Origin of the sequence: Reyranella sp., from assembly GCF_004296935.1 — a bacterium.
Lineage (GTDB): Bacteria > Pseudomonadota > Alphaproteobacteria > Reyranellales > Reyranellaceae > Reyranella.
This window is the reverse complement of sequence record NZ_SCVH01000013.1, coordinates 31,341-53,871: the sequence shown is the minus strand read 5'-3', so window position 1 is coordinate 53,871 and position 22,531 is coordinate 31,341. Positions and strand designations below refer to the sequence as shown.

The following is a 22,531-nucleotide window of genomic DNA, read 5'->3' as shown; positions in this document are numbered from 1 at the left end:
TCCACGCCCAGAGGAATCCGGGCAAACCGGCCTATGTCATGGCCGGCAGCGGCGAGACGGTGACCTATCGGCAGCTCGACGAACAATCCAATCGCATCGCGCAACTGTTCCGCTCGCTGGGGCTCAGGGCCGGCGACCACATCGCCCTCTTCCTCGAGAACAACGCCCGCTTCTTCGAGATCTGCTGGGGCGCCCAGCGCTCCGGCCTGGTCTATACCGCGATCAGCTCGCGGCTGACGGCCGCCGAAGTCGACTACATCGTGACCGACTGCGGCGCCAAGCTGTTCGTCACCTCGAAATACCTTGCCGAGAGAGCCGCCGAGCTGGCGCCGCTGATGAAGGGCGTGACCAGCCGATTCATGATCGATGGCACCATTGCCGGCTATCAGTCGTGGGAGGACACGGTCGCCAGGTTCCCGGCGACGCCGATCGCCGACCAGACCGCGGGCCACGACATGCTCTATTCGTCGGGCACGACGGGCCGGCCCAAGGGCGTCATGCCGGTCGTCGAGCCGCAGCCGATCGACTACGACAACCCGCTGCTCGCCATCAGCCGCAAGCTCTACGGCATCGACCAGGACACGATCTACCTCTCGCCGGCGCCGCTCTATCATGCGGCTCCTTTGCGCTTCAACATGAGCGTCATGCGGCTGGGCGGCACGTCGGTGATCATGGAGCACTTCGACGCCGAGGAATTCCTGAAGCTCGTGCCCAAGTACAAGGCCACCCACACCCAGGTCGTGCCGACCATGTTCGTGCGCTTCCTGAAGCTGCCCGAGGAGGTCCGCACGAAATACGACATGTCCTCGCTCAGATGCGTCATCCACGCCGCCGCGCCCTGCCCGATCCCGACCAAGGAAGCGATGATCAAGTGGTGGGGTCCGATCATCTGGGAATATTACGGCGGCACCGAGGGCAACGGCCTCACCATGTGCAACGCCCAGGAATGGATGGCACACAAGGGCACGGTCGGCCGCGCCATCGTCGGCAAGCTGAAAATCTGCGACGACGAGGGCAACGAGCTGCCGACGGGCGAACCCGGCACGGTCTACTTCGCCGAGGGCCGGCCGTTCGAGTATCACAACGACCCCAAGAAGACCGCCGAATCGCGCCATCCCAAGGGTTGGACCACCTTGGGCGACGTCGGCTACGTCGATGCCGACGGCTTCCTGCACCTGACCGACCGCAAGGCCTTCATGATCATCGCCGGCGGGGTCAACATCTACCCGCAGGAATGCGAGAACCTGCTGATCAACCATCCCAAGGTGATGGACTGCGCCGTGTTCGGCGTGCCCAACGACGATTTCGGCGAGGAAGTGAAGGCGGTGGTGCAGCCCCGCAGCATGGCCGACGCGGGCCCCGCCCTAGGCGAGGAGCTGATCGCCTACTGCAGGCAGCATCTCTCGGCGATCAAATGTCCGCGCAGCGTCGATTTCGAGGCCGAACTGCCGCGCCATCCCACCGGCAAGCTCTACAAGCGCCTGCTGCGCGACCGCTACTGGGAGGGCCGGACGGCCAAGATCTGACATCTGGACTCTTTCTGAATAACCTCTTATATGGTTAGTCATTCGACGGAGGCTAGCCATGACCGCAGAACTGCGCGCGCTCAACGCCAGGTTCATCCATAATTTCATCACCAACGACGTGGCCTCGCACGACGCCATCCTGCACAAGGATTTCATCTGCATCACGCCGACGGGCGCCCGCGTCGGCCGGGCGGAGTACCTGAAGGACTGGGCGACCGGCTTCGACCCCGGGCGCATCCCCTACTTCGACTATCGCGACGAGCTGATCCATGTGTTCGGCGCGACGGCACTGCTGCGCTCGACCAACAAGAGCATCCGGGTGAAGGACGGGGTCGAGAGCATCGGCATGACGATGTACACTGACACCTATGTGCGCCAGGACGGTGCGTGGAAGTGCGTCCAGGCGCAGATCACGCCGGTGGCGCCCGCCAACTACCCGCCCGACGAAACGATCGTGAAGAAATACGTCAGGGGAAAGCTCCAGCCCTAGCGGGGGCATGCTAATGGTTCCCCCTGTTTTAGGGAGAACCGCCATGAAGGCAGCAGTCGTTACCGAGAGCGGCGTTCAGTACAAAGATGCGCCCAAGCCCTCACCCAAGCCCAATGAAATCCTGATCAAGGTGAAGGCGGCCTCGCTCAACCGCGCCGACCTCGCGGTCGCCTCGGGTCAAGCGCACGGCCGGGTCGGTGGCCCGGGCACCATCGTCGGCCTGGAATGCGCCGGCGAAGTCGAGGCGGTCGGCGCCGAGGTGAAGGACTTCAAGCCCGGCGACCGGGTCATGAGTTCCGCCGCCGGCGGCTTTGCCGAGTATGCCGTCGCGGATTGGGGCCGCGCCCACAAGATTCCCGCCAACAACATGAGCTACGAGCAGGCGGCCTGCATGCCGGTCGCCGTGCAGACCATGCACAACGCCCTGGTCGGCGCCGGCCGCCTCAAGAAGGGCGAGTCGGTCCTGATCCAGGGCGCAAGCTCGGGTGTCGGCCTGCTCGGCATGCAGATCGCAAAATTCCTCGGCGCATCGATCGTCATGGGCACCTCGACCAACGATGGCCGCCGCGCGCGGCTGAAAGAGTTCGGCTGCGACCTGGCGCTCGACACGCGCGATCCGAAATGGCCGGACAAGGTCAAGGAGGCGACCGGCGGCAAGGGCGTCGACCTGATCGTCGACCAGGTCTCGGCCAGCGTCGCCAACCAGAACATGGAGGCCGCCGCCATCCTCGGCCGCATCGTCAATGTCGGGCGGCTGGGCGGCATGAAGGGCGAGTTCAACTACGACCTGCATGCGCTGAAGCGCATCGACTATATCGGCGTCACCTTCCGCACCCGCAGCCCCGAGGAGGTGCGCGACATCGTGAAGGCCGCCCGCGCCGACCTGTGGCCGGCGATCGAGGCGGGCAAGCTCAGCCTGCCGATCGACAAGACCTTCCCGCTCGCCCAGGCGGCCGAGGCGCTTGCGCACATGAAGGCCAATGCCCATTTTGGCAAGATCGTCCTCGTCGTCTGACGAAAGGCTTCCATCATGAGCAAATCCATCAACCATCTCGCCACCGCCGACGGCCTGTTCTTCGGCAAGGGGGCGCTCGACCAGCGCAAGACCTCGAAAATGGTCGACGAGGCGCTGGCAGGCACCGACGACGGCGAGCTGTTCCTGGAATATGTGCAGAGCGAGAGCCTGTCGTTCGACGACGGCAAGCTGAAGAGCGCCAGCTTCGACACCACCCAGGGCTTCGGCCTGCGCGCCGTGGCGGGCGACTCGACGGGCTTTGCGCACGCCTCGGCGCTCGACGAGCAGGCGCTGAAGCGCGCCGCCGCGACGGTCAAGGCGGTCCGCGGCGGCCGTTCGGTCAAGGCCGATGAATCGCCGCGCGGCACCAACCGCCTGCTCTATGCCGACGACAATCCGATCGACGGCGAGGCCTTCGCCCGGAAGGTGGCCCTGCTGGAAGAGATCGATGCCTACGTACGCGGCAAGGAGCCCAAGGCGCGCCAGGTCTCGATCTCGCTGGCGGGCTCGTGGCAGGTGGTCGAGATCATCCGTGCCGGCGGCTGGCGCGCCGCCGACGTGCGCCCGCTGGTGCGGCTGAACGTCAGCGTCGTCTGCGGCGACGGCACGCGCATGGAGGCGGGCAGCACCGGCAGCGGCCGCCGCGCCGCCTACGGCGACATCTTCAAGCCGGAATATTGGAAGCGCGAGGCCGACGAGGCGATCCGCCAGGCGCTGGTCAATCTCGAGTCGGTCGATACGCCGGCCGGCGAGATGCCGGTCGTGCTGGGCGCCGGCTGGTCGGGCGTGCTGTGGCACGAAGCCGTCGGCCACGGGCTGGAAGGCGACTTCCACCGCAAGAAGACCTCGGTATTCAGCCATATGATGGGCGACAAGATCGCCTCGCCCGGCGTCACCGTGGTCGACGACGGCACGCTCAACGACCGCCGCGGCTCGCTCACCATCGACGACGAGGGCACGCCCACCCAGCGCAACGTGCTGATCGAGAACGGCCGCCTGGTCGGGCTGATGCAGGACCGCCAGAACGCCCGCCTGATGGGCGTGAAGCCGACCGGCAACGGCCGCCGCCAGAGCCACGCCCATGCGCCGATGCCGCGCATGACCAACACCTTCATGCTGGGCGGGACCGCAGACCCGAAGGAGATCATCGCCTCGGTGAAGAAGGGCCTCTATGCCGCCAACTTCGGCGGCGGCCAGGTCGATATCGTCTCGGGCAAATTCGTGTTCAGCTGCACCGAGGCCTACATGATCGAGAACGGCAAGCTCGGCCGGCCGGTCAAGGGCGCCACGCTGATCGGCGCCGGCTCGGAAGCGCTGACCAAAGTCGGCATGGTCGGCAACGACATGTCGCTCGATCCCGGTATCGGGACCTGCGGCAAGGACGGCCAGGGCGTGCCGGTCGGTGTCGGCCAGCCAACCTTGCGGATCGACGCGCTCACCGTCGGCGGCACCGCGACCTGATCGGACGACCTAGGGCGTATTCCGGTCGGATGAGCCCAGCCTTCTTCGCTGGGAGCGCGCCACTCCAGTGGCGCTCATGTTCATGAGAAGAAGCGCCACTGGAGTGGCGCGCTCCCAGCAATGACTCCGTCTAATCGGGACGTGCTCTAGGCCTTGGCCGGCGCCTTCGTATAGTCGGCTTCGCTCACCGGCTCGAACCAGCTGGTGGCCCGGCCCTGGTCGTCGGTCTCCGACATGGCGAGATGGCACATCATCGTGCCGGGCGCCGAGCCGTGCCAATGCCGGGCGTTCGGCGGAATGACCACCGTGTCACCCGCCGCGATCTCCTGTACCGGCTCACCCTCGAGCTGGTAGCGGCCCACACCCGACAGGACATAGAGGATCTGGCCGACGGCATGCTGGTGCCAGTTCGTGCGCCCGCCCGGCATGAACGTCACACGCGAGGCGCGCAACCTTGAGGGCCCCTCGGGGGCGTAGACGGGATCGGACAGCACGTCGCCGACGAAATTCGCCACTTCCGCCTTGGCGGTCGGGCGGGACGCGGCTCGCATGATTCTTGGGCGCATGATGGCTCCTCCCTCTCTTGCGTGGGAAGTCCAATTCTAACGCGTCTCCGCCAGCCGTAGCGACTCCAGAAAACGAGTCGCCGCGCTCATCGACTTCATGTCGCCCTTGGTCGTGACCAGCAAGCGGTAGAGCCGGTCCTTCACGATGTAGGTGCGCATCATCACGCGGGAACCGTTGGTGTCCTCGATGTCGAGCGCATAGCCGTCCCAGCCCTGCAGCGCGACCGGCTCGTCGAGCACGTACTTGAAGCGGGCCCGGGGAAAGGCCTTTTCCGCCTCGCCGCGGCCGAGGTCTCGGGCCACCTCCTTGGTGTCACGGCTAGAGAACCAGCCCGCGTCGTAGTCGACATAGTCGAAATCGAACAGCTCGTCGTCGCGCTTGGACTGCCAGGCCACGCGCTCGCCGGCGTGGCCCTTCTCCTTCTCGGCCGCCGTCGTCTTGGCGGCCGGCGCCGGCATTTCCAGCCGGAACCTGAGATCGCTGCCGACGACGGTCTGCCAATCGGCAGGCTGAGCACTCGCCATCAAGGGCACCGTCAGGAGAGAGAAAACGAGGAAACGACGCTTCATGCTGGGGGCACGAGGTCTTTGCGGCCCGACCAGTCCCAGGCGACACCGGTGCGCGAGATGCCGAGCAGCAGTCCGTGCAGTTCCTTCGGGTGCACCCAGCCGCCATCGGGCTCGGTGACGGGATCGGCGCCACGCGGCGTGTAACGGGCGTTGGCGTCGAGCAGGCGCTGGCGCACGGCCGGCCAGTCATGGACCTCGACGTAGCACATGTAGAGCGAGTCGCCGTGCTTGTGGGCGTAGCGGCCCATGGCATGCACGTTGTCGGTGACCTGGCTCAATTCGATGCGATCGAGCCGGTTGGGCGGATCGAACAAAGTCAGCGTGCCGATGTAGCCGAAGCGCTCGCTGCCGATCTCGCTGAACCGCGCCGGGTCGAGGCCGAACAGGCCGGCATAGACCGCCGCGACGCGCCGCCAGTCGCTGATCAGCGTGTTGGTCGTCTCGTAGAGGAACGACACCGGCCCGACGCGCGGCCGATAAGTGCTTTCGGAAATCACGATCGGCAGCCCGAAGGTGGCCTCGGCGCTGAGATAGAGCTGCTCGGCGTCGCGGTCATAGGCGATGCCGAGCCCTTCCCAGCGCCTGGCCATGCTGTCGAGATCGGCGGTGCAGTATCCTGCCGTCATCAGCCCCTCGCCGCGCCTGGCGAGGAAATCCTGGGTGAGGCCCGCGCCGTCGGGCTCGCAGAGCTCGAACTCGCTCTCACCCACCGCCAGGATGGTACGCTTGGCCATGAGATGGCGGCTGTGATCACGGCGCGCAACCTGGCAGCCGAGCAGCAGGCTGTAGCGCTGCGCCGCCTTGGCGGCGTCGTGGACGACAATCTGCACGCGGTCGCAACGGTCGAGCATGGGCCGACACTACCTCAGTAGGAATACTCGCGGAACAGCGGCGCGAAGGAGCCCTGCCACTCGCCCTGCCATTTCGCCAGCAATTCGTCGGCCGGCGCCAGCCCGCTGTCGACGGCACGGTCGAGCGGAAAGAGATGGATGGTCTCGTCGTTGCCGCGCTCATCCAGACATCGGCGGGCCGTCAGCCCGGCATGGGCGATCGCCACGACTTCGCCCGCCAACACGTTCAGCGGCCGGCCGCGGAACATCGTGGCCAGGCCGGTCTTGGGCGTTTCGGCGCGCAGGAAATCGTGATCCGCGGCCGTCCAGTCCTTGACCAGATCCCAGGCGGCGTCGAGCGCGCCCTGGTCGTAGAGCAGGCCGACCCACAGGGCAGGCAAGGCGTTCAGCGCCGCCCACGGCCCCGAATCGGCGCCGCGCATCTCGAGGTAGCGTTTTAGCCGGACCTCGGGGAACGCCGTGGTGACGTGATCGCCCCAGTCGTTGAGGGTCGGCAGCTCGCCCGGCCGGGCCGGCAACTTGCCCTTCAGGAAGTCGCGGAAACTCTGCCCGGAGGCATCGATGTACTTGCCGTCGCGATAGACGAAGTACATCGGCACATCGAGCATATAGTCGACATAGCGTTCGAAGCCGAAGCCCGGCTCGAACACGAACGGCAGCACGCCGCAGCGGTCGGGGTCGGTGTCGGTCCAGATGTGGCTGCGGTAGCTCTTGAAGCCCACCGCCTTGCCCTCGACGAAGGGCGAATTGGCGAACAGCGCCGTCGCCACCGGCTGCAGCGCCAGCGACACGCGGAACTTCTTCACCATATCGGCTTCCGACTCGAAGTCGAGGTTGGTCTGCACGGTGCAGGTGCGCAGCATCATGTCGAGGCCGAGCTTGCCCTTCTTGGGCATATACTCGCGCATGATCTTGTAGCGCCCCTTGGGCATCCAGTGGACGTCCTCGCGCTTCCATTGCGGCGCGAAGCCGAGCCCGATGAAGCCGGCACCGATTTCGCCGGCAACCTCGCCGACCTCGCGCAGGTGTTGCGAATTCTCGGCTGCCGTCTCGTGCAGCGTCTCGAGCGGCGCGCCCGACAGCTCGAACTGGCCACCCGGCTCAAGCGTGATGCTGGCCTTGCCGCGCAGCAGCGCGATCGGGTTGTTGCCTTCGACGACCGGCTCCCAGCCGAAACGTGTCAGGCCTTCCAGCAAGGCGCGGATGCCGTCCGGCCCCTCATAGGCGAGCGGCGTCAGTGTCGCCTTGTGATAGCCGAACTTCTCGTGCTCGGTGCCCATGCGCCAGGCGGCCCGTGGCTTGTTGCCGGCAATGAAGTACTCGATCAGCTGCCGCCGATTCTCGATCGGCGCGCCGCCGCCCGACGGTGGTGCGGACATTGCGTTGTCGACTCCCTGGTCACCCGCGGCCTTCTGGGGCCGGGAGTGGCGCGGCCGCATGAGAAACTCTCACGCGAGCACGCGGCTGGTTCATGGCGTTCAGGTTCCCGTCTCCCATGCCGACGGGGGCAAGCGCAAGCGGTCAGACGGTAACCCTGGATGTGCGATAATCAGCGTGCAGACGGGGTGTCGGCTGGCGCCAGTCGCCGACCAGCGCCTGCCAGCAGGCAAGCGCCGCCAGGGCCGCTGTATCGGCCCTTAGAATGCGCGGACCAAGCCCGACTGCCATGACATCCTTTATGCGACGAAGGGCGCCGAGTTCCTCCTGGGCGAAGCCACCTTCGGGGCCGACCACGACCGCCCACGGCGCCGCGCGGGCCGCAGCATCGAGGCCGCCCAGCGCCTCGGCGATCGGTGGACCACCGCCGGTCTCGTCGCACATCAGCAGGCGCCTTCCCTCCGGCCATCCGCCGAGCAGCCGCGCGAGATCGACCGGCTCACGCACCTCGGGCACGCTCAAGCGTTCGGTCTGCTCCGCTGCTTCGATCGCATTGGCGCGCAGGCGCTCGATGTTCACCCGCTCGACGGCGGTGTGGCGCGTGAGCACCGGCTGCAGGACGGACGCGCCGAGTTCCGTCGCCTTCTCGGCGATATAGTCGATGCGCGCACGTTTGACCGGCGCGAAACAGAGCCAGACGTCGGGCTCGGCCGCCTGCACGCGCGTGCAGTCGCCGACCTCGGCCACCGCCGACTTCTTGCCACGGCCGGCCAGCGTCGCCCGCCATTCGCCGTCGCGGCCGTTGAACAGCAGCAGCGGCGCGCCGTCCGGGCGCCGCATGACATGGCGCAGATAGTGGACCTGCGCCTCGCCGAGCGGCGCCTCGATCCCGGCCGCCAGATCGGCTTCGACGAAGAGACGCGATACGCTCATGGAGTTCCCGCCTTCATGGCTGCATGATGCCGCCATGACCGCCGACGGAACAACCGGCTTTACCGACATCGACCGCCAGCACTGGTCGCTGCGCTACCTGCCGCCCTGGGCCCGGCCCTATGGCCGGCTGTCGCGCTGGGACCGGCCGATCGGCACCTGGCTGCTGCTGTTTCCCTGCTGGTGGTCGCTCACCCTGGGGCTGGCGCCGGAATGGGGCCGCCTGGCCGGCTGGATGGCGCTGTTTGCACTGGGGGCGCTGGCCATGCGCGGCGCGGGCTGCACCTGGAACGACATCGTCGACCGCAAGATCGACGCCCAGGTCGAGCGCACGCGCACCAGGCCACTGCCGGCGGGCGAGGTGAAGCTGCGCAATGCGCTGATCTGGACGGCGCTGCAGTCGCTGGTGGGTGTCGCCATCCTCTTCAAGCTGAACAAGTTCGCGGGCGGCGTGGCTCTGGCCTCGCTGATCCTGGTCGCGATCTACCCCACCATGAAGCGCCTCACCTCGTGGCCGCAGGTCGTGCTCGGCCTCGCCTTCAACTGGGGAGCGCTGGTGGGCTTCGCCGCCGTCACCGGCGAACTCTCGTGGGCCGCGGTGGCGCTCTACGCCGGCGGCGTCGCCTGGACGATGGTCTACGATACGATCTACGCCATGCAGGACCAGCGCGACGATGCCGTCATCGGCGTCCGCTCGACGGCCCGGCGCTTTGCCGCTGCGCCCCGGCGCTGGCTCGCGCTGTTCGCGGTGCTGGCGCTCGCCGCCTGGGCCCTGGCCGGTCATCTCGCCGCGCTGGGTCCGCTCTATTTCGCGATCCTGGCTGCCGTTGCCCTGCACTTCGCCTGGCAGATCGCCTTCCTGCGCCAGAACGACCCGGCCAACTGCCATTTCAAGTTCAAGGCCAATGCCCTGATCGGTTGGCTGCTGCTGGCGGCGATTGCCGCCGGCCACCTGACCTTGCGCTGATGGCGCGCCTGCCGGTCGATCCCGAGGGCTTCATCCGCAACAACACCGCCCTCGAGGCGCCGGCCATGGTGCCGGAGTTCAAGCTCTGGCTCGCCACCGAATATGTGCCGATCTGGCAGGCCACCGAAGCGTGGCTGGAGGAGCAGAACGTCGATCCGCCCTACTGGGCCTTCTGCTGGCCAGGCGGCCAGGCGATCGCGCGCTACCTGCTCGACAATCCGGAGATGGCGCGCGGCAAGCGCGTCATCGACTTCGCCGCGGGCTCCGGCGTCTCGTCGATGGCCGCGGCCCGCGCCGGCGCCGCCTCGGTGATCGCCAACGACATCGATGCGCTGTCGCTGGTGGCGGCGCGCCTCAACGGCGAGGCCAACGGCGTTGCCTTCAATGTCAGTGCGGAAGACTGGCTGGCCGGGCCTGACGGCCTCCCTGATGCCGACGTGGTGATTGCGGGCGACGTCTGTTACGAGCGCGAGATGTCGGTGCGGGCGCTGGCCTGGCTGCGCAGCCATGCAAGGCTCGGCCGACTGGTGCTGCTGGGCGACCCCGGCCGCAACTACTTCAGCGCCCAGGGCCTCGAGGAACGCGCCCGCTACGACATCCCGACTTCGCTCCAGCTCGAGAATCGGGGCATGCGCGAGACCGTGGTGTGGCGCGTACTGCCTCATCCCTAGGCAGCAGTCAGAATTCCTTCACTGTTCTTTCACATAGGATTGGGCTAAACGCCCTCGCGCATGCCCCAGAAAACCCAAAAGTGAAAACCCCGAAGTCCACCATCAAGCCCGCCGACTTCGCGAGCCTCTACGAGGGTTTCAACGCCCCGGTCTCGCGCTTCGATTGCGGCCGCAAGTGTGCGCCGCTGAACGATGGCGAGCCGGTCTGCTGCTCGACCCAGAATGCGGTGCCCGTTGTCCACAAGGTCGAGTTCGACCTGCTCAAGACCCGCACCGACCTGTGGTCCAAGTTCAAGCCTTACGACTACGCCACCAAGCAGATCGTGGCCGAGCTGACGTCGGACTGCATGGCCATCCATTGCAAGGGCGCCCGGCACTGCGAGCGCGACAACCGCACCATCGCCTGCCGCGGCTTCCCCTTCTATCCCTACATCACGCGCGAGCGGCAGTTCGTCGGTGTCGGCACCTACTGGGTGTTCGAGGACCGCTGCTGGATGATGTCGAACCTCGAGATCGTCGACGCCAAGTTCGTGAGCGAATTCGTCGCCACCTACGAGGCGCTGTTCGTCAAGGACGCGAGCGAGTTCGCGACCTATGTCGACTTCTCCGCCTCGGCGCGGCGCGTCTACTCGCGCTGGAAGCGCGAGATCCCGCTGCTCGGCCGCGACGGCGAGCTGCTGATCGTCGCCCCTTCGAGTGGCGAGATCAGGCCCGGCCGAAAGAAGGACTTCCCCAAGGCCAAGCCCTTCACCTCCGAAAAGGAGTATCGTGAGGCGGTGAAGGAAGCTGGCGGCGAGGTACCCAAGGAAGGCCTTCGTCCGAGCTGACCTCGCGCCGCCTGACAATAGGTCGTCGTGCCGTCTCTCAATCGCCATCCTTTGAACCGCCGTCGTCTCGCCTGGATCCTGCTGTTCCTGTCGCCGGCCTTCTTCGGCGTGAACATGCTGATGGCGCGCTATGCCACCTTCGTGCCGCCCAACGCCCTGGCACTCGGCCGCTGGCTCCTGGTCGCCATGCTCCTGCTCCCCTTCGCCTGGCCGCGCCTCGTCCGCCACCGCCATGCGCTGGCCCGCGAATGGCCTGATCTGCTGATGCTGGGCGCGATCGGCATGTGGATCTGCGGCGCCTGGGTCTATATCGGCGGCCGCACGACTCCGGCCCTCAACATCGGCCTGATCTATGCCGCCTCGCCGATCCTGGTCGTGGCGCTGGGCCGCCTGCTCTACCGCGAGCGGCTGACGGCGGCCCGCATCGCCGGCATCGTGCTCTGCCTGGCCGGTGTCGCCTCGGTCTTCGCCAAGGGCCGGTTCGACAACCTCCTCTCCGTGCACTTCACCGAAGGCGATCTCTGGATCGCCGCCGCTTCGGCCTGCTGGGGAATCTACTGTGTGCTGCTGAAGCACCGGCCAAGCGCGCTCGATCCCCTGACCAGGCTTTGCGCCATTTCCCTCGCGGGCTCGCTGGTGCTGCTGCCCTTCGCGATCGGCGAGGCGGCGTTCTGGCAGGGTCCCGCCTTCGCCGACTGGCGCACCTGGGCGGTCTGGATCGTGCTCGCCATCGTGCCCGGTGTCGGCGCCTACGGCGCCTTCGCCTTCTGCATCCGCGAGCTCGGCCCCTCGGTCACCAGCGTGTCGATGTATCTCGGACCGCTCTACGTCGGGCTGATGGCCTGGGCAGCCCTTGGCGAAGCGCCGCAATGGTACCATCTGATCGGAACGCTGCTGGTGCTGCCCGGCCTGTTCCTGGCCACGCGCCCGCCCGTCAAAGGAGCCTGACATGGTTCGTGCCGTCCTCGCCTCGCTGGCCTTGCTGCTGGCGCTTCCCGCCATGGCGGAAGAGATCGGCTCGGTCAGCTACCGTTTCAAATGGCTGGGTCCCAACGACAAGATCGCAGTCGAAGCCTTCGACGACCCCGACGTGGCAGGCGTCACCTGCTACATCGCCCGCGCCCGCACCGGCGGCATCAAGGGAGCCTTCGGCGTTGCCGAGGACCCGGCCCAGGCCTCGATCTCCTGCCAGCAGACCGGGGCGATCGATCCGTCGATGCTCGACAAGCTCAAGAGCCCGCACGAGGTTTTCAGCGAACGCGCCTCGCTGATCTTCAAGACCACCCAGGTCGTGCGGTTCTGGGACCCCAAGCGCCGCGCCCTGGTCTACCTCACCTATACCGACCGCGTGATCGAGGGCAGCCCGCAGAATTCCATCAGCGTGGTGCCCGTCGGACTCAAGTAGCCGGACTCAACTAGTGGACCATTTCCTGGCACACCTCGTTGTGCCACGCAGTGTCCCGGAAGCTGTGCCAAAAAGCCGGATCAAGCCCTTGATCCGGTTGCCCGATCGCCCCCTGACAAACTGTGCCACCGAGCCCGGCTGCTTCGCAGGATGAGTGTCTGGAAAATCACCGCCGAACTCGATGCAAAATGGACCACAAAAAAGCCCGTCGGATCTCTCCGCGGGCGTCTCCCATCATGCCAAAGAAACTAGCAAAAACCTGCTGAACTTGCAACTTTATGTAGTGCCAGCAACGCTGGCATCTTTGTCTTTGGCTGGAAGCGCGCCACTCAAGGGCGGAGGTTGCTCCACCCGAAGTGGCGCTTCTTCTCATGATTCATGAGCGCCACTGGAGTGGCGCGCTCCCAGCCTACCGATAGAGGAACGTCCCCAGCAGCACCCAGCGGGCGGCGTTGGGCTTGCCGACCAGCGGCGTGGTGTAGTGCCAGAACGGCAGGCGGTAGGCCGTCACCGCCGCCGGCCTGGCCACTGAGACGATCTCGCTGAAATGGCCGGCGCGGCTATAGACCAGCCACTGGTGCGCCACCGCCGGCGAGGCGAGGCTGAGATGCAGGTCGATATAGCCGCCCTTGGCATCCTTGTTCTCGGGATGGTGGTCGTTGTGCGGCCCGGCATAGTCGCCCGGCCCGTAGCGCAGCACTTGCAGGCCCCAGCCCGACGCCAGCTTGCGGCCGGCCAAGGCCTCGGCGAAGGCACGGAAACTTTGCGACCGCATCATCCGGACAAGCCCGAGCTTTTCGGCCGGCTTCACGCCGGGCTCGCGCCGGCTTTCGAAGTAGATGGTGCGGGCGCGGCTCGTCTTGGGCAGGCGCTCGCCGTAGTCGTGCCGCATGCCCCAGATGCTGTCGGGCGGGATCGGCTTCTCGATCGTCTCGAGCTTGTCGGCGAGGTTTTCCTCCAGCACCCGGCGTACGCGCTGGGCCTTGGTCCGGTCTAGAAGATCGTCCTGAGCGAGGAAGCGGGTGCGCGGGTTGGCGAGCGCCCCACACAGCGGATGCGTGCCTGCCAGCACCCGGCGGCCGACCCTGCTCAGCAGGTCCTCGAATTCTTTCGGGAAGGCTGTGTTCCGCATGCCAAACGTCAGAATGCCATGGCGGGTGACGCGAAGCACCTTCCCATGAAAGCATTTCTCCAAGACGAGAAACGACCCAGGAGGAACTCCCATGGACGTCGGCATGATGATGGTGTTCGCCAGCTACGGCTGGGACGACTGCCCCGATCAGCGTGTGTGGGACGAGGAGATCCGCCTGGCGCGGATCGCCGCCGACTCGGGCTTCGATTGCCTGTGGTCGGCCGAGCACCATTTCAACGACTACTCGTTCGTGCCCGACAACCTCGCGCTGATGACCCACCTGACGGCGCTCTGCCCGAACATCGACGTCGGCACCGCGGCCGTGATCCTGCCGTGGCACGATCCGCTGCGCGTGGCCGAAAATGCCGCCGTGCTCGACATGCTGAGCAAGGGAAGGCTGCGCCTCGGCATGGGCCGTGGCCTCGCCCGGCGCGAATTCAACGCCTTCCGCCTCAGCATGGACGAATCGCGCGGCCGCTTCGACGAGGCGGCGCCGATGATCATCGACGCCCTCAAGACCGGCTTCATCGAAGGCGACGGCAAGTACTACAAGCAGCCGCGCGTGGAAATCCGCCCCAGGCCGCAGAACTCCTTCGACGGGCGCATCTATGCCGTGGCGTCGAGCGAGGATTCGATCGACTCAGCCGCCAAGCTCGGCGCCCATATCGTGATGTTCGCCGACCGGCCGTGGGAGATGCGGGCGCCGATGATCGAGAAGGGCCGCGAGCTGCACGCCAAGTATCACGGCACCGCACCGCCCACCGTCATGCTGACCGAATTCTGCGTCTGCGGTCCCGACAGCGCCACGATCGAGGACGAGGCGCGCCGCTACCAGGGCAAGTTCGTCGAGAGCAATTTCTACCACTATGAATTCCTGGGCGAGCACTTCAAGACGGTGAAGGGCTACGACTCCTACCAGCAGAAGGCCGAGATCGCGCGCAAGGGCGGCATCGAGGGCGCGGTCGACGGCTTCATGCAGGCGGCAAGCTGGGGCACGCCCGACAAGATCCTGCGCGGCATCGAGGCGCGGCGGAAGATCGTCGGCGACTTCGAGATGAACGTCGCCTTCCGCTTCGGCGGCACGCCCTTCGAGGTCTCCGAGCGCGGCCTGAGACTCTTCGCCAAGGAAGTGCTGCCGGTGCTGAAGTCGTGGGGACCGGTCAAGGCGGCGCAGGCGGCCTGAGGCATGCGGTGTCATGCTGAGCGAAGCGAAGCATCTTTGCTCATGGCCTTAAGGATCCCTCGGCTTACAGCCTCGGGATGACAACTGAGGGCTTCCTCCTCTAAAGAGCCGCATGCCTTTCGCTTCGCTGCGCGACTTCATCGACCTGTTGGAAAAGAGCGGACGCCTCGTGCGCGTGAAGGCGCCCGTGTCGCCCGTCCTCGAAATGACCGAGATCCAGACCCGGCTGCTGGCCGAGAAGGGCCCCGCCGTGCTGTTCGAGAACGTCGTGGGTTCCGACATCCCGGTGCTGGTCAATCTCTTCGGCACGGTCGAGCGCGTGGCCTGGGGCATGGACCGCGAGCCCGGCCAGCTCCGAGCCGTCGGCGAGACGCTCGCCTTCCTGCGCCAGCCCGAACCACCGGGCGGCTGGCGCGAGGCGCTCGACATGCTGCCGCTTGTCCGCACCGTCATGGCGATGAAGCCCAAGACCGTCGGCAGCGCGCCCTGCCAGGAAGTGGTGCTGACCGGCGACGACATCGATCTCGGGAAATTGCCCATACAGACCTGCTGGCCCGGCGAGCCCGCGCCGCTGATCACCTGGCCGCTGATCGTCACGCAAGGCCCGAATCCACCAAATACCAAAGGGGGCGATAAACAGGACAGCTACAACCTCGGCATCTATCGCCTGCAGGTGACGGGCAGGAACACGACCCTGATGCGCTGGCTAAAACATCGCGGCGGGGCGCAGCATCACCAGCGCTGGAAGGGGGCGGGCAAGCGCGAGCCGCTGCCGGTGGCGGCCGTGATCGGCGCCGACCCCGGCACCATCCTGGCCGCCGTGACGCCGGTGCCCGACACGCTGTCGGAATATCAGTTCGCCGGGCTCCTCAGGGGCAAGAAGGTCGAGCTGGTCGATTGCAAGACGGTGCCGCTGAAAGTGCCGGCCGAAGCCGAGATCGTGCTCGAAGGCCATGTCAGCCTCGACGACTATGGCGACGAGGGCCCCTACGGCGACCACACCGGCTACTACAACAGCGTCGAGCAGTTCCCGGTGTTCACGATCAGCGCGATCACGATGCGCAAAAAGCCGATCTATCTCTCGACCTTCACCGGCCGGCCGCCCGACGAACCCTCGGTGCTGGGCGAGGCGCTGAACGAGGTGTTCATCCCCCTCTTCCAGCAGCAGTTCCCCGAGATCGTCGATTTCTGGCTGCCGCCCGAAGGCTGCAGCTACCGCATCGCCGTCGTCTCGATGAAGAAGGCCTACGCCGGCCACGCCAAGCGCGTGATGATGGGCGTGTGGAGCTATCTGCGGCAGTTCATGTACACCAAGTGGGTGATCGTGGTGGACGCCGACATCGACGCCCGCGACTGGAAGCAGGTGATGTGGGCGCTCTCCACGCGCATGGATCCGGCGCGCGACATCACCGTGATCGAGAACACGCCGATCGACTATCTCGACTTCGCGAGTCCCGTCTCGGGCCTCGGCTCAAAAATCGGCCTCGACGCGACAGACAAGTTCCCCGGCGAGACAAATCGCGAATGGGGCCGGCAGATCAAGATGGACCAGGCCGTCGTCGACAAGGTCGACGCGATGTGGAGCAAGCTGGGGCTGCCGGGTAGCGGAAAGAAGATTTGGCGCTGATCTATCGCCGGTTGCCTTGTGGCAAAGCCGTTCGGCTGACCGACGGAGCCGACGTCGACAAAAACGTGAAGACGCCGAAGCGGCGTCCGCGGATTACCGGCATGACCTCATGTAGCAGCGAGCAGGAGAACACCAGCGCGCCACCGGCGGGCGGGCGGTAGAGTTCGCGGCCGAATTCGGGAAACCGCAGCTCGCCGCCGTCGTATTCGTCGTCGGCATTGAGGTTGAGGCTGAGCGCGAATTGCCGATGTGCGTTGCGACTGCTGGTGTTGTCGCGGTGACGGCGGAAGCAGCCGCCGGAAGCGGCGTCGTAGCAGCCGATGATCGGCGTCTCGATCACCCTGATGCGACTGTGGAACGCCTGCGCGATCGCCGGCATCACGCGACGCACCACGCGGTCGCGGACCTCGACGAACAACTTCGGATCGCCCAGTTGGACATCCTGACGGCGCTTCACGTCGGCATTGACGACGTTGCCGGCCGCCGAGCCCACCACGTCGGCCACCTTGTCGTGATGCCGCCAATGCTCGATCAGGGTTCGGCAGAGCGGCGGCTCGACCACCCGGTCGAGCAGCAGCACCGGTGCCTTGGCCTGCACCATGGCCGGCGTGCTCGCCGAGTAAAGCCGCGCCGCCAGCGCCGCGACACCCGCGGACGTCGGTGCCGGCAGCACCCCCGCCACCCGGCCGCCGGCATCGACGGCGATCGCCAGAGGCCCGGTTGTGCCGAAGGCCCGGCCCAGTTCGTTCGCCCGATCGAGCAGCCACGAGGGATAGCCGCCCAGGGCCTCCGGTAGCGCCGCCGTCACCAGGTACAGGAGCGTTTCGCAGGCCGCCAGCTTGTCGGCCAGCTGCGCCAGGACCAACGCCTCGGGCGGCGCGCCCAGCCAATAGATCATGGCCAGCCCCCAGGTGACCGGGGCCCAGGAATCGAACAGGTTGCCGGACGCCAGGGGCAGGGTGATGCGCGGCATCGGATCGCCGACGGTCACACTCGCGGGCACTGTGGTCTCGCCGTCATTGGCCGATCCCTCGCTGCGACGCTGCAAAGCCCTGCACGCCTGTTCCTCCTATAGGCGCGACAGCTTTCATGAACCTGACAAGGAGTGCTCGCGATTTTCCCGACCGCGCGCGGTTCGGAAGACTACGAGTGCATCCCCGGTAGCACCTGCTCGGCGACGAACTGCTTGCTCACCGCAGCATCTTCCGCCGAAGCACCGCGCATGCCACCGCTGATCGCCACCTTGTCGAGACCGAGGGCAGCCAGCGAGCGCAGGCGCTCGATGCAGCGGTCGGGCGTGCCGACGATGGCGAAGCGGTCGACGAAGTCGTCGGTCAGCGTGCCGGCCTGGCGCGAATCGCCCTGGGTGTGTTTGCGCATGTCGTAGTTGCTGCGCAGTCTCTCCAGCACGGCGGCATCTCCCGTCGAGACCGGACCGTTGGCCTTGCCGTGCATCACCGAGAAGCGTGCGAAGGTCGTGAGGCCGCCGCGCACCAGGCCGCGCGCTGCCGCGACATTGCTGTGGCAGCCCAGGTTCACATAGGCACCAAAAGCGATGGCGTCGGGATCGAGGCCGGCGTCCCGGCGGGTCTTCTTTGCCAGTTCGATGCCCCAGGCCAGGCGCTCGGTATCGGCGCCGAGGGTGAACATCACCCGCTCGGCATGAAGGGCGGACATGGCGATCACCTTGGGACCGCTGGCGGCGACCTCGACCGGGATCTTGGTGTTGCCTTTGGCACCAGTCTTCAGGCCATCGGCGATCCAGCCGATGCGGCTGGCCGGTGGGGCGTCGTGGAGATGCAGAGCCGACAACGGCGGCGCGACGTCGGCCGGAATGTCGATGTCGTCGAAGCTCACGGAGTCGCCGGCGAGGTAAAGCTGGAGCTGCCGCAGGTAGCGCTCGAACTGCGCCAAGCGCGCCGGCGCGCGGCCGAGATGGGCGAGGGCCGAATCGCCGCGGCCGATGCCGAGCACGGCGCGGCCGTTGGAGATGCGGTTGACGCTGGCGATCGCCGTCGCGGTCGCCGCGGCATGGCGCGTGACCGAATTGGTGACGCCGGTGCCGAGGCCGATGCGCGTGGTGACGGTCGCAGCCAGGGCGAGCGAGACATAGGGATCGCCGGAGAGGTTCTGCGAATCGACGACGAGCATGCCGTCCCACCCGGCCGCCTCGATTTCCTGCGCACTGCGTTGCGCGCCGCGTGCCGAGGCGACGGTCGTCGTCCACAGTTCCATTGTGAGTCTCCGCCCGATTTGTCCGTCCGACTCGCGGTCAGTACCGCATGGTGACCTTGTTGCCGGCGGTCGTCAGCGGCTTGAAGCCCAGGCGCTCGTAGAGCCGCTGCGCCGGATTGTTGGTCATCACTTCCAGGACGAGATCCTTGCGCTTGCGGTCGGCCCGCTCCTTCATCCAGACGAGGAAGGCGCTGCCCAGGCCGCGATTGCGCATCGGCGCCGCCAGATAAAGATGGCGGAGCTGCACGGCGTTTCGCGTTTCCTCGACCTGCAACCAGCCCGCATCGGCGTTTTCGGCCTTCAGGATCGACGTCCCGGCGTGCCCGACGGCCTGTTCGATGAGCTTCCGCTGGGCCGCCTCGTTCCATTGCGTCAGCGCCTCGGTCAGCGGTTGCGTCGCCTCACGATAAATCGGCCAGCAGAAAGCCAGGTCGGAGGAGTTTGAGGAGCGCAGTTCAAAAATGAGAGCCATACCCGCATCCGGCCACATGGACGGGCGCGACGCAACGCACAAGCTGCTCTCTATTGTTGCCCGCTATTGCTGCGGGGCGCTTTAATGTAAACTCTCTTAACATGAGCTGGAAGAAGCGCGCCGAGCGCGCCTACCATCACGGCAATCTGCGCGAGGCGCTGATCCAGGCCGCGCGCGACCTGATCAAGGAGAAGGGCCCGGCGGGCTTCACCTTCGCCGACGCCGCGCGTTCGGCGGGTGTCAGCCCGGCCGCGCCCTATCGCCACTTCCGCGACCGCGAGGCGCTGCTGGCCGACGTGGCGCGCGAGGGCTTCCAGCGCTTCGAGGCGATGCTCGCCACCGGCTGGAACGGCGGCAAGCCCGACGCGATGACGGCCTTCAACAACGTCGGCAAGGCCTACCTCGCCTTCGCCCGCGCCGAGCCCGCCTACTACGCCGCCATGTTCGAATCGGGCCTGCCGCCCGATCTCAGCCCCGACCTGCGCGCCGCCTCCGACCGCGCCTTCGGCGTGCTGCGGTCGGCGGCCGACGTGCTGGTCACCCTGCTGCCGGCCGGCAAGCGGCCGCCCGCCCTGATGATGAGCCTGCACATCTGGTCGATGTCGCACGGCATCGCCTCGCTGTTCGGGCGCGGCGACGCCGGCCGCCGGCCGCTGCCCATGACGGCCGAGGAACTGCTCGAATCGGAGGTCCTCATCTATCTCCAGGGGTTGGGCTTCCCACAAAAGGCCTGATTACCGCCGGGGCCCCCTTGACTCCCGGGGCGGGAGTACCCAATGTAAATGTCGTTAACATTTACATCGTTAACAGCAGCAAAAGGGGGGCTCCACATGGGCCTGATCTCGAAAATAGACGACATCGGCAGGCCGGCATGGATCGCCCTGATGGTGCTCAGCTTCATCCTGTTCTGGCCGGTCGGCATCGCCCTTCTGGTTTATCTGAAATGGAGTGGACGCATGTTTTGCTCGAAGCGCTATGGCCACTGGAATACGCCGGACGGCAGCTCCGCCCGCGCCGAGTTCCGCGACTGGAAGCGCCGTCATCGCTGGGGCCGCGACGCCTCGAGCGGCAACGTCGCCTTCGACGAATACCGCGAGGAGACGCTGCGCAAGCTCGAGGAGGATCAGCGCGAGTTCCGGGACTATCTCGACAAGCTGCGGGCCGCCAAGGACCGCGCCGAGTTCGACCAGTTCATGGCCGACCGCCAGGGCCGTCCGCCCGCGCCGCCGGCCGTGCCTCCCACGGCCTGATCTCCCGTCCCTGATCGGCGGAAAGACCGCCCGCAACGTACCCACGTTGCGGGCGGTTTGTTGTCAGTAGTCGAGCTTCATCGGCAGGCGGTGGTCGACCGCCTTTTGTGCGGCTTGCACCATCGCCGCGAAGCCGTAGCGGGCACGCAATTCCAGGGGCGCCTTGTCGGGCGGCGGCTTGCGACCCCATCCCGCCACCATACCGTCGCCGGCCTTCCAGGTTGCGCCATTGAGATCGGCAAGCTGGCGCAGAAGCGTCGGCGCCGAGCCGATGACCGCCCGGCGGCCGCCGACATCCTGGCCGTCGAAGGTGAAGGGAAACGGGCTGGGCAACCACAGCTCGACATGGCGCACGAGATGGGAATAGCGCGAGCGGAAGCCCTCGGCGTTGCTGTGCGCGAGCGCCGCGTCGTTCTCCCATTCGTCGGGCAGGGTGTCGGGGCGACCGACCAGCGGATGCTCGGCATGGGCCGCCCACAGCACCAGCGCCGCCCATCCGTCCCATCCCGGCCGGCCGATGAAATGCGGCGCCCCGGCTGTTTCATCCCAGTCGAGCGGCGCGGCAATATTGCCGCCCAGCCGTTCGGTCAACGCCGAGCGCCAGGCGAGAACAGCCGGATGAAGACGCTCGGGACTCTTTGCAAAGGCCGCGATCGGGTTGTCCGAACCGCCATAGTATCGCGTGAGCGACCCGACATAGACGTCGAGAGCCATGAAGCGAGATCCTCTTCAGGTCTGAAGGCGCCTTGGCGCCATACAACTTTCAGTTGCTCTACACGTTCTTTTATCCCGTGCAAACAACCGAAAGTAAATACCTGAAGAACCAAACGCGGAGGCCGCCCGGGCGTTCCCCTGCCCGCCGGCCGTCCGATACGGGACTTACTGTGGCTCGAGGTTCAGCCCCTTGACCAGGTCGATCCAGACCGGGCCCTGCTCGGCCATGAACTTCTCGAAGAAGGCCTGGTCCTGGGCCGCCCGGTCGATGCCGAAGGTATCCAGGATCTTCTGGATGCGCTCGCTCTTGCCGGCCTCGATCATCATGTCGGAGAGTTTCTTCACGATCTCCTTGGGCATGCCGGCCGGGCCGACCAGGCAAATGAAGCCCTGGACCTGGAAGGCGATGTCGGTGACGCCCTGCTCGTAGAAGGTGCCGACGTCCGGCAGCTTCTTCATCCGCTCCTTGGTCGGCACGGCAATCGCGCGGCCGTTGCCGCTCTGCAGCACGCTGGACGCCGCGGCAAAGCTGCCGCTGCCGGCCTGGATCGCGCCCGACATCACGTCGGTCCACATCGGCGCCTCGCCGCGATAGTGAACGGCCTCCATCTTGAGCCCGTAGTGGCGGTTCAGCGCCTCGACGGCGACGTGGCTATAAGATCCGGCGCCATAGGTGCCGACACTCACCTTGTTGTTGCGGGCGTAGGCGGCGAATTCCGCGAGGTTCTTCGCCGGCACGTTCTTGTTGACGATGAACGGCAGGTGGCCGGCATCCATCCACGAGATCAGGGCGAAGTCCTTGTCCGGATCGTAGGGCAGCTTCTTGAACAGCACCTTGTTCATGATCATCGTGGTCGAGATCGTCCACATCAGCGTGTAGCCGTCCGGTGCCGCGTTCTTCACCTGCTCGGCGGCGATGGCGCCGCTGGCGCCGGCCTTGTTCTCGACCGAGACCGGCTGGCCGGTCTTCTGCGAGATGAAGTCGCCATAGGCGCGGGCGAAGGTGTCGGTGAGGCCGCCGGCCGGATAGCCGACGATGATGCGGATGGGTTTGCTCGGCCAGGGGGCCTGGGCGATGGCGGTAGCCGGCAGAGCCGCGGCGGCGACGGCAACGGAACCAAAACGCAGCACTTCACGCCGCGACGGACGAACGGTCATTCTCTTCCTCCCTGCGGCGCGACGGGTTTACTGCGACGGTCTATGCCGTCTTTGTCGCGCCAGCCTGCAGCATGGCTGCGATTGCGGCAGCCGTAAAGGCGGCT

24 protein-coding genes are annotated in these 22,531 nt (G+C 66.5%); 13 read left to right on the top strand and 11 right to left on the bottom strand.

The window, feature by feature from the left end:
- The 4 genes from EPO55_RS01460 to tldD all read left to right on the top strand — a co-directional run.
- Positions 1-1,526 (top strand): AMP-binding protein (locus EPO55_RS01460; protein WP_296334604.1); only part of this gene is annotated, 1,526 nt, incomplete at its 5' end.
- A 58-nt stretch (positions 1,527-1,584) separates the two neighbouring features.
- Positions 1,585-2,016, top strand: coding sequence for a nuclear transport factor 2 family protein (locus EPO55_RS01455; protein ID WP_296334603.1), 432 nt, complete (start codon positions 1,585-1,587; stop codon positions 2,014-2,016).
- A gap of 43 nt (positions 2,017-2,059) precedes the next feature.
- On the top strand, positions 2,060-3,031 hold the full coding sequence (locus EPO55_RS01450) for a zinc-binding dehydrogenase (RefSeq protein WP_296334602.1): 972 nt from the start codon (positions 2,060-2,062) through the stop codon (positions 3,029-3,031).
- A 99-nt stretch (positions 3,032-3,130) separates the two neighbouring features.
- The gene (gene tldD / locus EPO55_RS01445; protein ID WP_296334606.1) at positions 3,131-4,492 is read left to right on the top strand and encodes a metalloprotease TldD; all 1,362 of its coding nucleotides are present in this window, start codon (positions 3,131-3,133) and stop codon (positions 4,490-4,492) included.
- A 146-nt stretch (positions 4,493-4,638) separates the two neighbouring features.
- Here the strand turns inward: tldD and EPO55_RS01440 are convergent, their stop codons facing one another.
- The 5 genes from EPO55_RS01440 to EPO55_RS01420 all read right to left on the bottom strand — a co-directional run bounded on the left by EPO55_RS01440 (position 4,639) and on the right by EPO55_RS01420 (position 8,789).
- Entirely contained in the window at positions 4,639-5,058 is a 420-nt protein-coding gene (locus EPO55_RS01440; RefSeq protein WP_296334601.1) for a cupin domain-containing protein, read from the bottom strand.
- 36 nt (positions 5,059-5,094) lie between these two features.
- Positions 5,095-5,628 (bottom strand): hypothetical protein, encoded by a 534-nt coding sequence (locus tag EPO55_RS01435; RefSeq protein WP_296334600.1) that lies wholly within the window; start codon positions 5,626-5,628, stop codon positions 5,095-5,097.
- Entirely contained in the window at positions 5,625-6,479 is an 855-nt protein-coding gene (locus EPO55_RS01430; protein WP_296334599.1) for a VOC family protein, read from the bottom strand. The genes EPO55_RS01435 and EPO55_RS01430 overlap by 4 nt, the downstream gene beginning before the upstream one ends.
- A 14-nt stretch (positions 6,480-6,493) precedes the next feature.
- Entirely contained in the window at positions 6,494-7,858 is a 1,365-nt protein-coding gene (locus tag EPO55_RS01425) for a glutamate--cysteine ligase (RefSeq protein ID WP_296334598.1), read from the bottom strand.
- A 142-nt stretch (positions 7,859-8,000) separates the two neighbouring features.
- Entirely contained in the window at positions 8,001-8,789 is a 789-nt protein-coding gene (locus EPO55_RS01420; protein ID WP_296334597.1) for a 16S rRNA (uracil(1498)-N(3))-methyltransferase, read from the bottom strand.
- 34 nt (positions 8,790-8,823) lie between these two features.
- Between EPO55_RS01420 and ubiA the strand changes: the two genes are divergently transcribed.
- From ubiA to EPO55_RS01395, 5 genes are all read left to right on the top strand, one after another.
- The gene (gene ubiA / locus EPO55_RS01415) at positions 8,824-9,753 is read left to right on the top strand and encodes a 4-hydroxybenzoate octaprenyltransferase (protein WP_296334596.1); all 930 of its coding nucleotides are present in this window, start codon (positions 8,824-8,826) and stop codon (positions 9,751-9,753) included.
- Positions 9,753-10,424, top strand: a complete 672-nt coding sequence (locus tag EPO55_RS01410; RefSeq protein ID WP_296334595.1) for a 50S ribosomal protein L11 methyltransferase — start codon at positions 9,753-9,755, stop codon at positions 10,422-10,424. Before ubiA ends, EPO55_RS01410 begins: the two co-directional genes overlap by 1 nt.
- 80 nt (positions 10,425-10,504) lie before the next feature.
- Entirely contained in the window at positions 10,505-11,251 is a 747-nt protein-coding gene (locus EPO55_RS01405; protein WP_296334594.1) for a hypothetical protein, read from the top strand.
- 27 nt (positions 11,252-11,278) lie between these two features.
- The gene (locus tag EPO55_RS01400) at positions 11,279-12,199 is read left to right on the top strand and encodes a DMT family transporter (protein WP_296334593.1); all 921 of its coding nucleotides are present in this window, start codon (positions 11,279-11,281) and stop codon (positions 12,197-12,199) included.
- 1 nt (position 12,200) lies between these two features.
- A complete protein-coding gene (locus tag EPO55_RS01395) occupies positions 12,201-12,656 on the top strand; it encodes a CreA family protein (RefSeq protein ID WP_296334592.1) in 456 nt (151 codons plus the stop codon).
- Between the two features lie 409 nt (positions 12,657-13,065).
- Here EPO55_RS01395 and EPO55_RS01390 read toward each other — a convergent pair whose 3' ends face one another.
- Positions 13,066-13,788: a hypothetical protein gene (locus EPO55_RS01390; protein WP_296334591.1), complete on the bottom strand. Its 723-nt coding sequence runs from the start codon at positions 13,786-13,788 to the stop codon at positions 13,066-13,068.
- Positions 13,789-13,879: 91 nt separating this feature from the next.
- On the opposite strand from EPO55_RS01390, the gene EPO55_RS01385 reads away from it, so the two are divergent.
- Together EPO55_RS01385 and EPO55_RS01380 are read left to right on the top strand one after the other, a co-directional pair.
- A complete protein-coding gene (locus tag EPO55_RS01385; protein ID WP_296334590.1) occupies positions 13,880-14,971 on the top strand; it encodes an LLM class flavin-dependent oxidoreductase in 1,092 nt (363 codons plus the stop codon).
- 112 nt (positions 14,972-15,083) lie between these two features.
- Positions 15,084-16,598, top strand: coding sequence for a UbiD family decarboxylase (locus EPO55_RS01380; protein WP_296334589.1), 1,515 nt, complete (start codon positions 15,084-15,086; stop codon positions 16,596-16,598).
- Position 16,599: 1 nt separating this feature from the next.
- Here the strand turns inward: EPO55_RS01380 and EPO55_RS01375 are convergent, their stop codons facing one another.
- The 3 genes from EPO55_RS01375 to EPO55_RS01365 all read right to left on the bottom strand — a co-directional run bounded on the left by EPO55_RS01375 (position 16,600) and on the right by EPO55_RS01365 (position 19,305).
- Complete coding sequence (locus EPO55_RS01375; protein WP_296334588.1) at positions 16,600-17,601, bottom strand: 2OG-Fe(II) oxygenase; 1,002 nt, start codon at positions 17,599-17,601, stop codon at positions 16,600-16,602.
- A 140-nt stretch (positions 17,602-17,741) separates the two neighbouring features.
- Positions 17,742-18,833 (bottom strand): LLM class flavin-dependent oxidoreductase, encoded by a 1,092-nt coding sequence (locus EPO55_RS01370; RefSeq protein ID WP_296334587.1) that lies wholly within the window; start codon positions 18,831-18,833, stop codon positions 17,742-17,744.
- 37 nt (positions 18,834-18,870) lie between these two features.
- Positions 18,871-19,305 (bottom strand): GNAT family N-acetyltransferase, encoded by a 435-nt coding sequence (locus EPO55_RS01365; protein WP_296334586.1) that lies wholly within the window; start codon positions 19,303-19,305, stop codon positions 18,871-18,873.
- Between the two features lie 101 nt (positions 19,306-19,406).
- On the opposite strand from EPO55_RS01365, the gene EPO55_RS01360 reads away from it, so the two are divergent.
- Positions 19,407-20,039, top strand: a complete 633-nt coding sequence (locus tag EPO55_RS01360) for a TetR/AcrR family transcriptional regulator (protein ID WP_296334585.1) — start codon at positions 19,407-19,409, stop codon at positions 20,037-20,039.
- A 96-nt stretch (positions 20,040-20,135) separates the two neighbouring features.
- Positions 20,136-20,555, top strand: a complete 420-nt coding sequence (locus tag EPO55_RS01355; RefSeq protein WP_296334584.1) for a DUF2852 domain-containing protein — start codon at positions 20,136-20,138, stop codon at positions 20,553-20,555.
- A gap of 63 nt (positions 20,556-20,618) precedes the next feature.
- Here EPO55_RS01355 and EPO55_RS01350 read toward each other — a convergent pair whose 3' ends face one another.
- Together EPO55_RS01350 and EPO55_RS01345 are read right to left on the bottom strand one after the other, a co-directional pair.
- Positions 20,619-21,269, bottom strand: a complete 651-nt coding sequence (locus tag EPO55_RS01350; protein ID WP_296334583.1) for a hypothetical protein — start codon at positions 21,267-21,269, stop codon at positions 20,619-20,621.
- A gap of 165 nt (positions 21,270-21,434) precedes the next feature.
- Positions 21,435-22,427, bottom strand: a complete 993-nt coding sequence (locus EPO55_RS01345; protein ID WP_296334582.1) for a tripartite tricarboxylate transporter substrate binding protein — start codon at positions 22,425-22,427, stop codon at positions 21,435-21,437.
- Positions 22,428-22,531 lie beyond the last annotated feature (104 nt).

Coding starts and splice junctions, on each gene's coding strand:
- EPO55_RS01455 (WP_296334603.1), top strand. CDS start 1,585: ATGACCGCAGAACTGCGCGCGCTCAACGCCAGGTTCATCCATAATTTC.
- EPO55_RS01450 (WP_296334602.1), top strand. CDS start 2,060: ATGAAGGCAGCAGTCGTTACCGAGAGCGGCGTTCAGTACAAAGATGCG.
- tldD (WP_296334606.1), top strand. CDS start 3,131: ATGGTCGACGAGGCGCTGGCAGGCACCGACGACGGCGAGCTGTTCCTG.
- EPO55_RS01440 (WP_296334601.1), bottom strand. CDS start 5,058: ATGCGCCCAAGAATCATGCGAGCCGCGTCCCGCCCGACCGCCAAGGCG.
- EPO55_RS01435 (WP_296334600.1), bottom strand. CDS start 5,628: ATGAAGCGTCGTTTCCTCGTTTTCTCTCTCCTGACGGTGCCCTTGATG.
- EPO55_RS01430 (WP_296334599.1), bottom strand. CDS start 6,479: ATGCTCGACCGTTGCGACCGCGTGCAGATTGTCGTCCACGACGCCGCC.
- EPO55_RS01425 (WP_296334598.1), bottom strand. CDS start 7,858: ATGTCCGCACCACCGTCGGGCGGCGGCGCGCCGATCGAGAATCGGCGG.
- EPO55_RS01420 (WP_296334597.1), bottom strand. CDS start 8,789: ATGAGCGTATCGCGTCTCTTCGTCGAAGCCGATCTGGCGGCCGGGATC.
- ubiA (WP_296334596.1), top strand. CDS start 8,824: ATGACCGCCGACGGAACAACCGGCTTTACCGACATCGACCGCCAGCAC.
- EPO55_RS01410 (WP_296334595.1), top strand. CDS start 9,753: ATGGCGCGCCTGCCGGTCGATCCCGAGGGCTTCATCCGCAACAACACC.
- EPO55_RS01395 (WP_296334592.1), top strand. CDS start 12,201: ATGGTTCGTGCCGTCCTCGCCTCGCTGGCCTTGCTGCTGGCGCTTCCC.
- EPO55_RS01390 (WP_296334591.1), bottom strand. CDS start 13,788: ATGCGGAACACAGCCTTCCCGAAAGAATTCGAGGACCTGCTGAGCAGG.
- EPO55_RS01385 (WP_296334590.1), top strand. CDS start 13,880: ATGGACGTCGGCATGATGATGGTGTTCGCCAGCTACGGCTGGGACGAC.
- EPO55_RS01380 (WP_296334589.1), top strand. CDS start 15,084: ATGCCTTTCGCTTCGCTGCGCGACTTCATCGACCTGTTGGAAAAGAGC.
- EPO55_RS01370 (WP_296334587.1), bottom strand. CDS start 18,833: ATGGAACTGTGGACGACGACCGTCGCCTCGGCACGCGGCGCGCAACGC.
- EPO55_RS01365 (WP_296334586.1), bottom strand. CDS start 19,305: ATGGCTCTCATTTTTGAACTGCGCTCCTCAAACTCCTCCGACCTGGCT.
- EPO55_RS01360 (WP_296334585.1), top strand. CDS start 19,407: ATGAGCTGGAAGAAGCGCGCCGAGCGCGCCTACCATCACGGCAATCTG.
- EPO55_RS01355 (WP_296334584.1), top strand. CDS start 20,136: ATGGGCCTGATCTCGAAAATAGACGACATCGGCAGGCCGGCATGGATC.
- EPO55_RS01350 (WP_296334583.1), bottom strand. CDS start 21,269: ATGGCTCTCGACGTCTATGTCGGGTCGCTCACGCGATACTATGGCGGT.
- EPO55_RS01345 (WP_296334582.1), bottom strand. CDS start 22,427: ATGACCGTTCGTCCGTCGCGGCGTGAAGTGCTGCGTTTTGGTTCCGTT.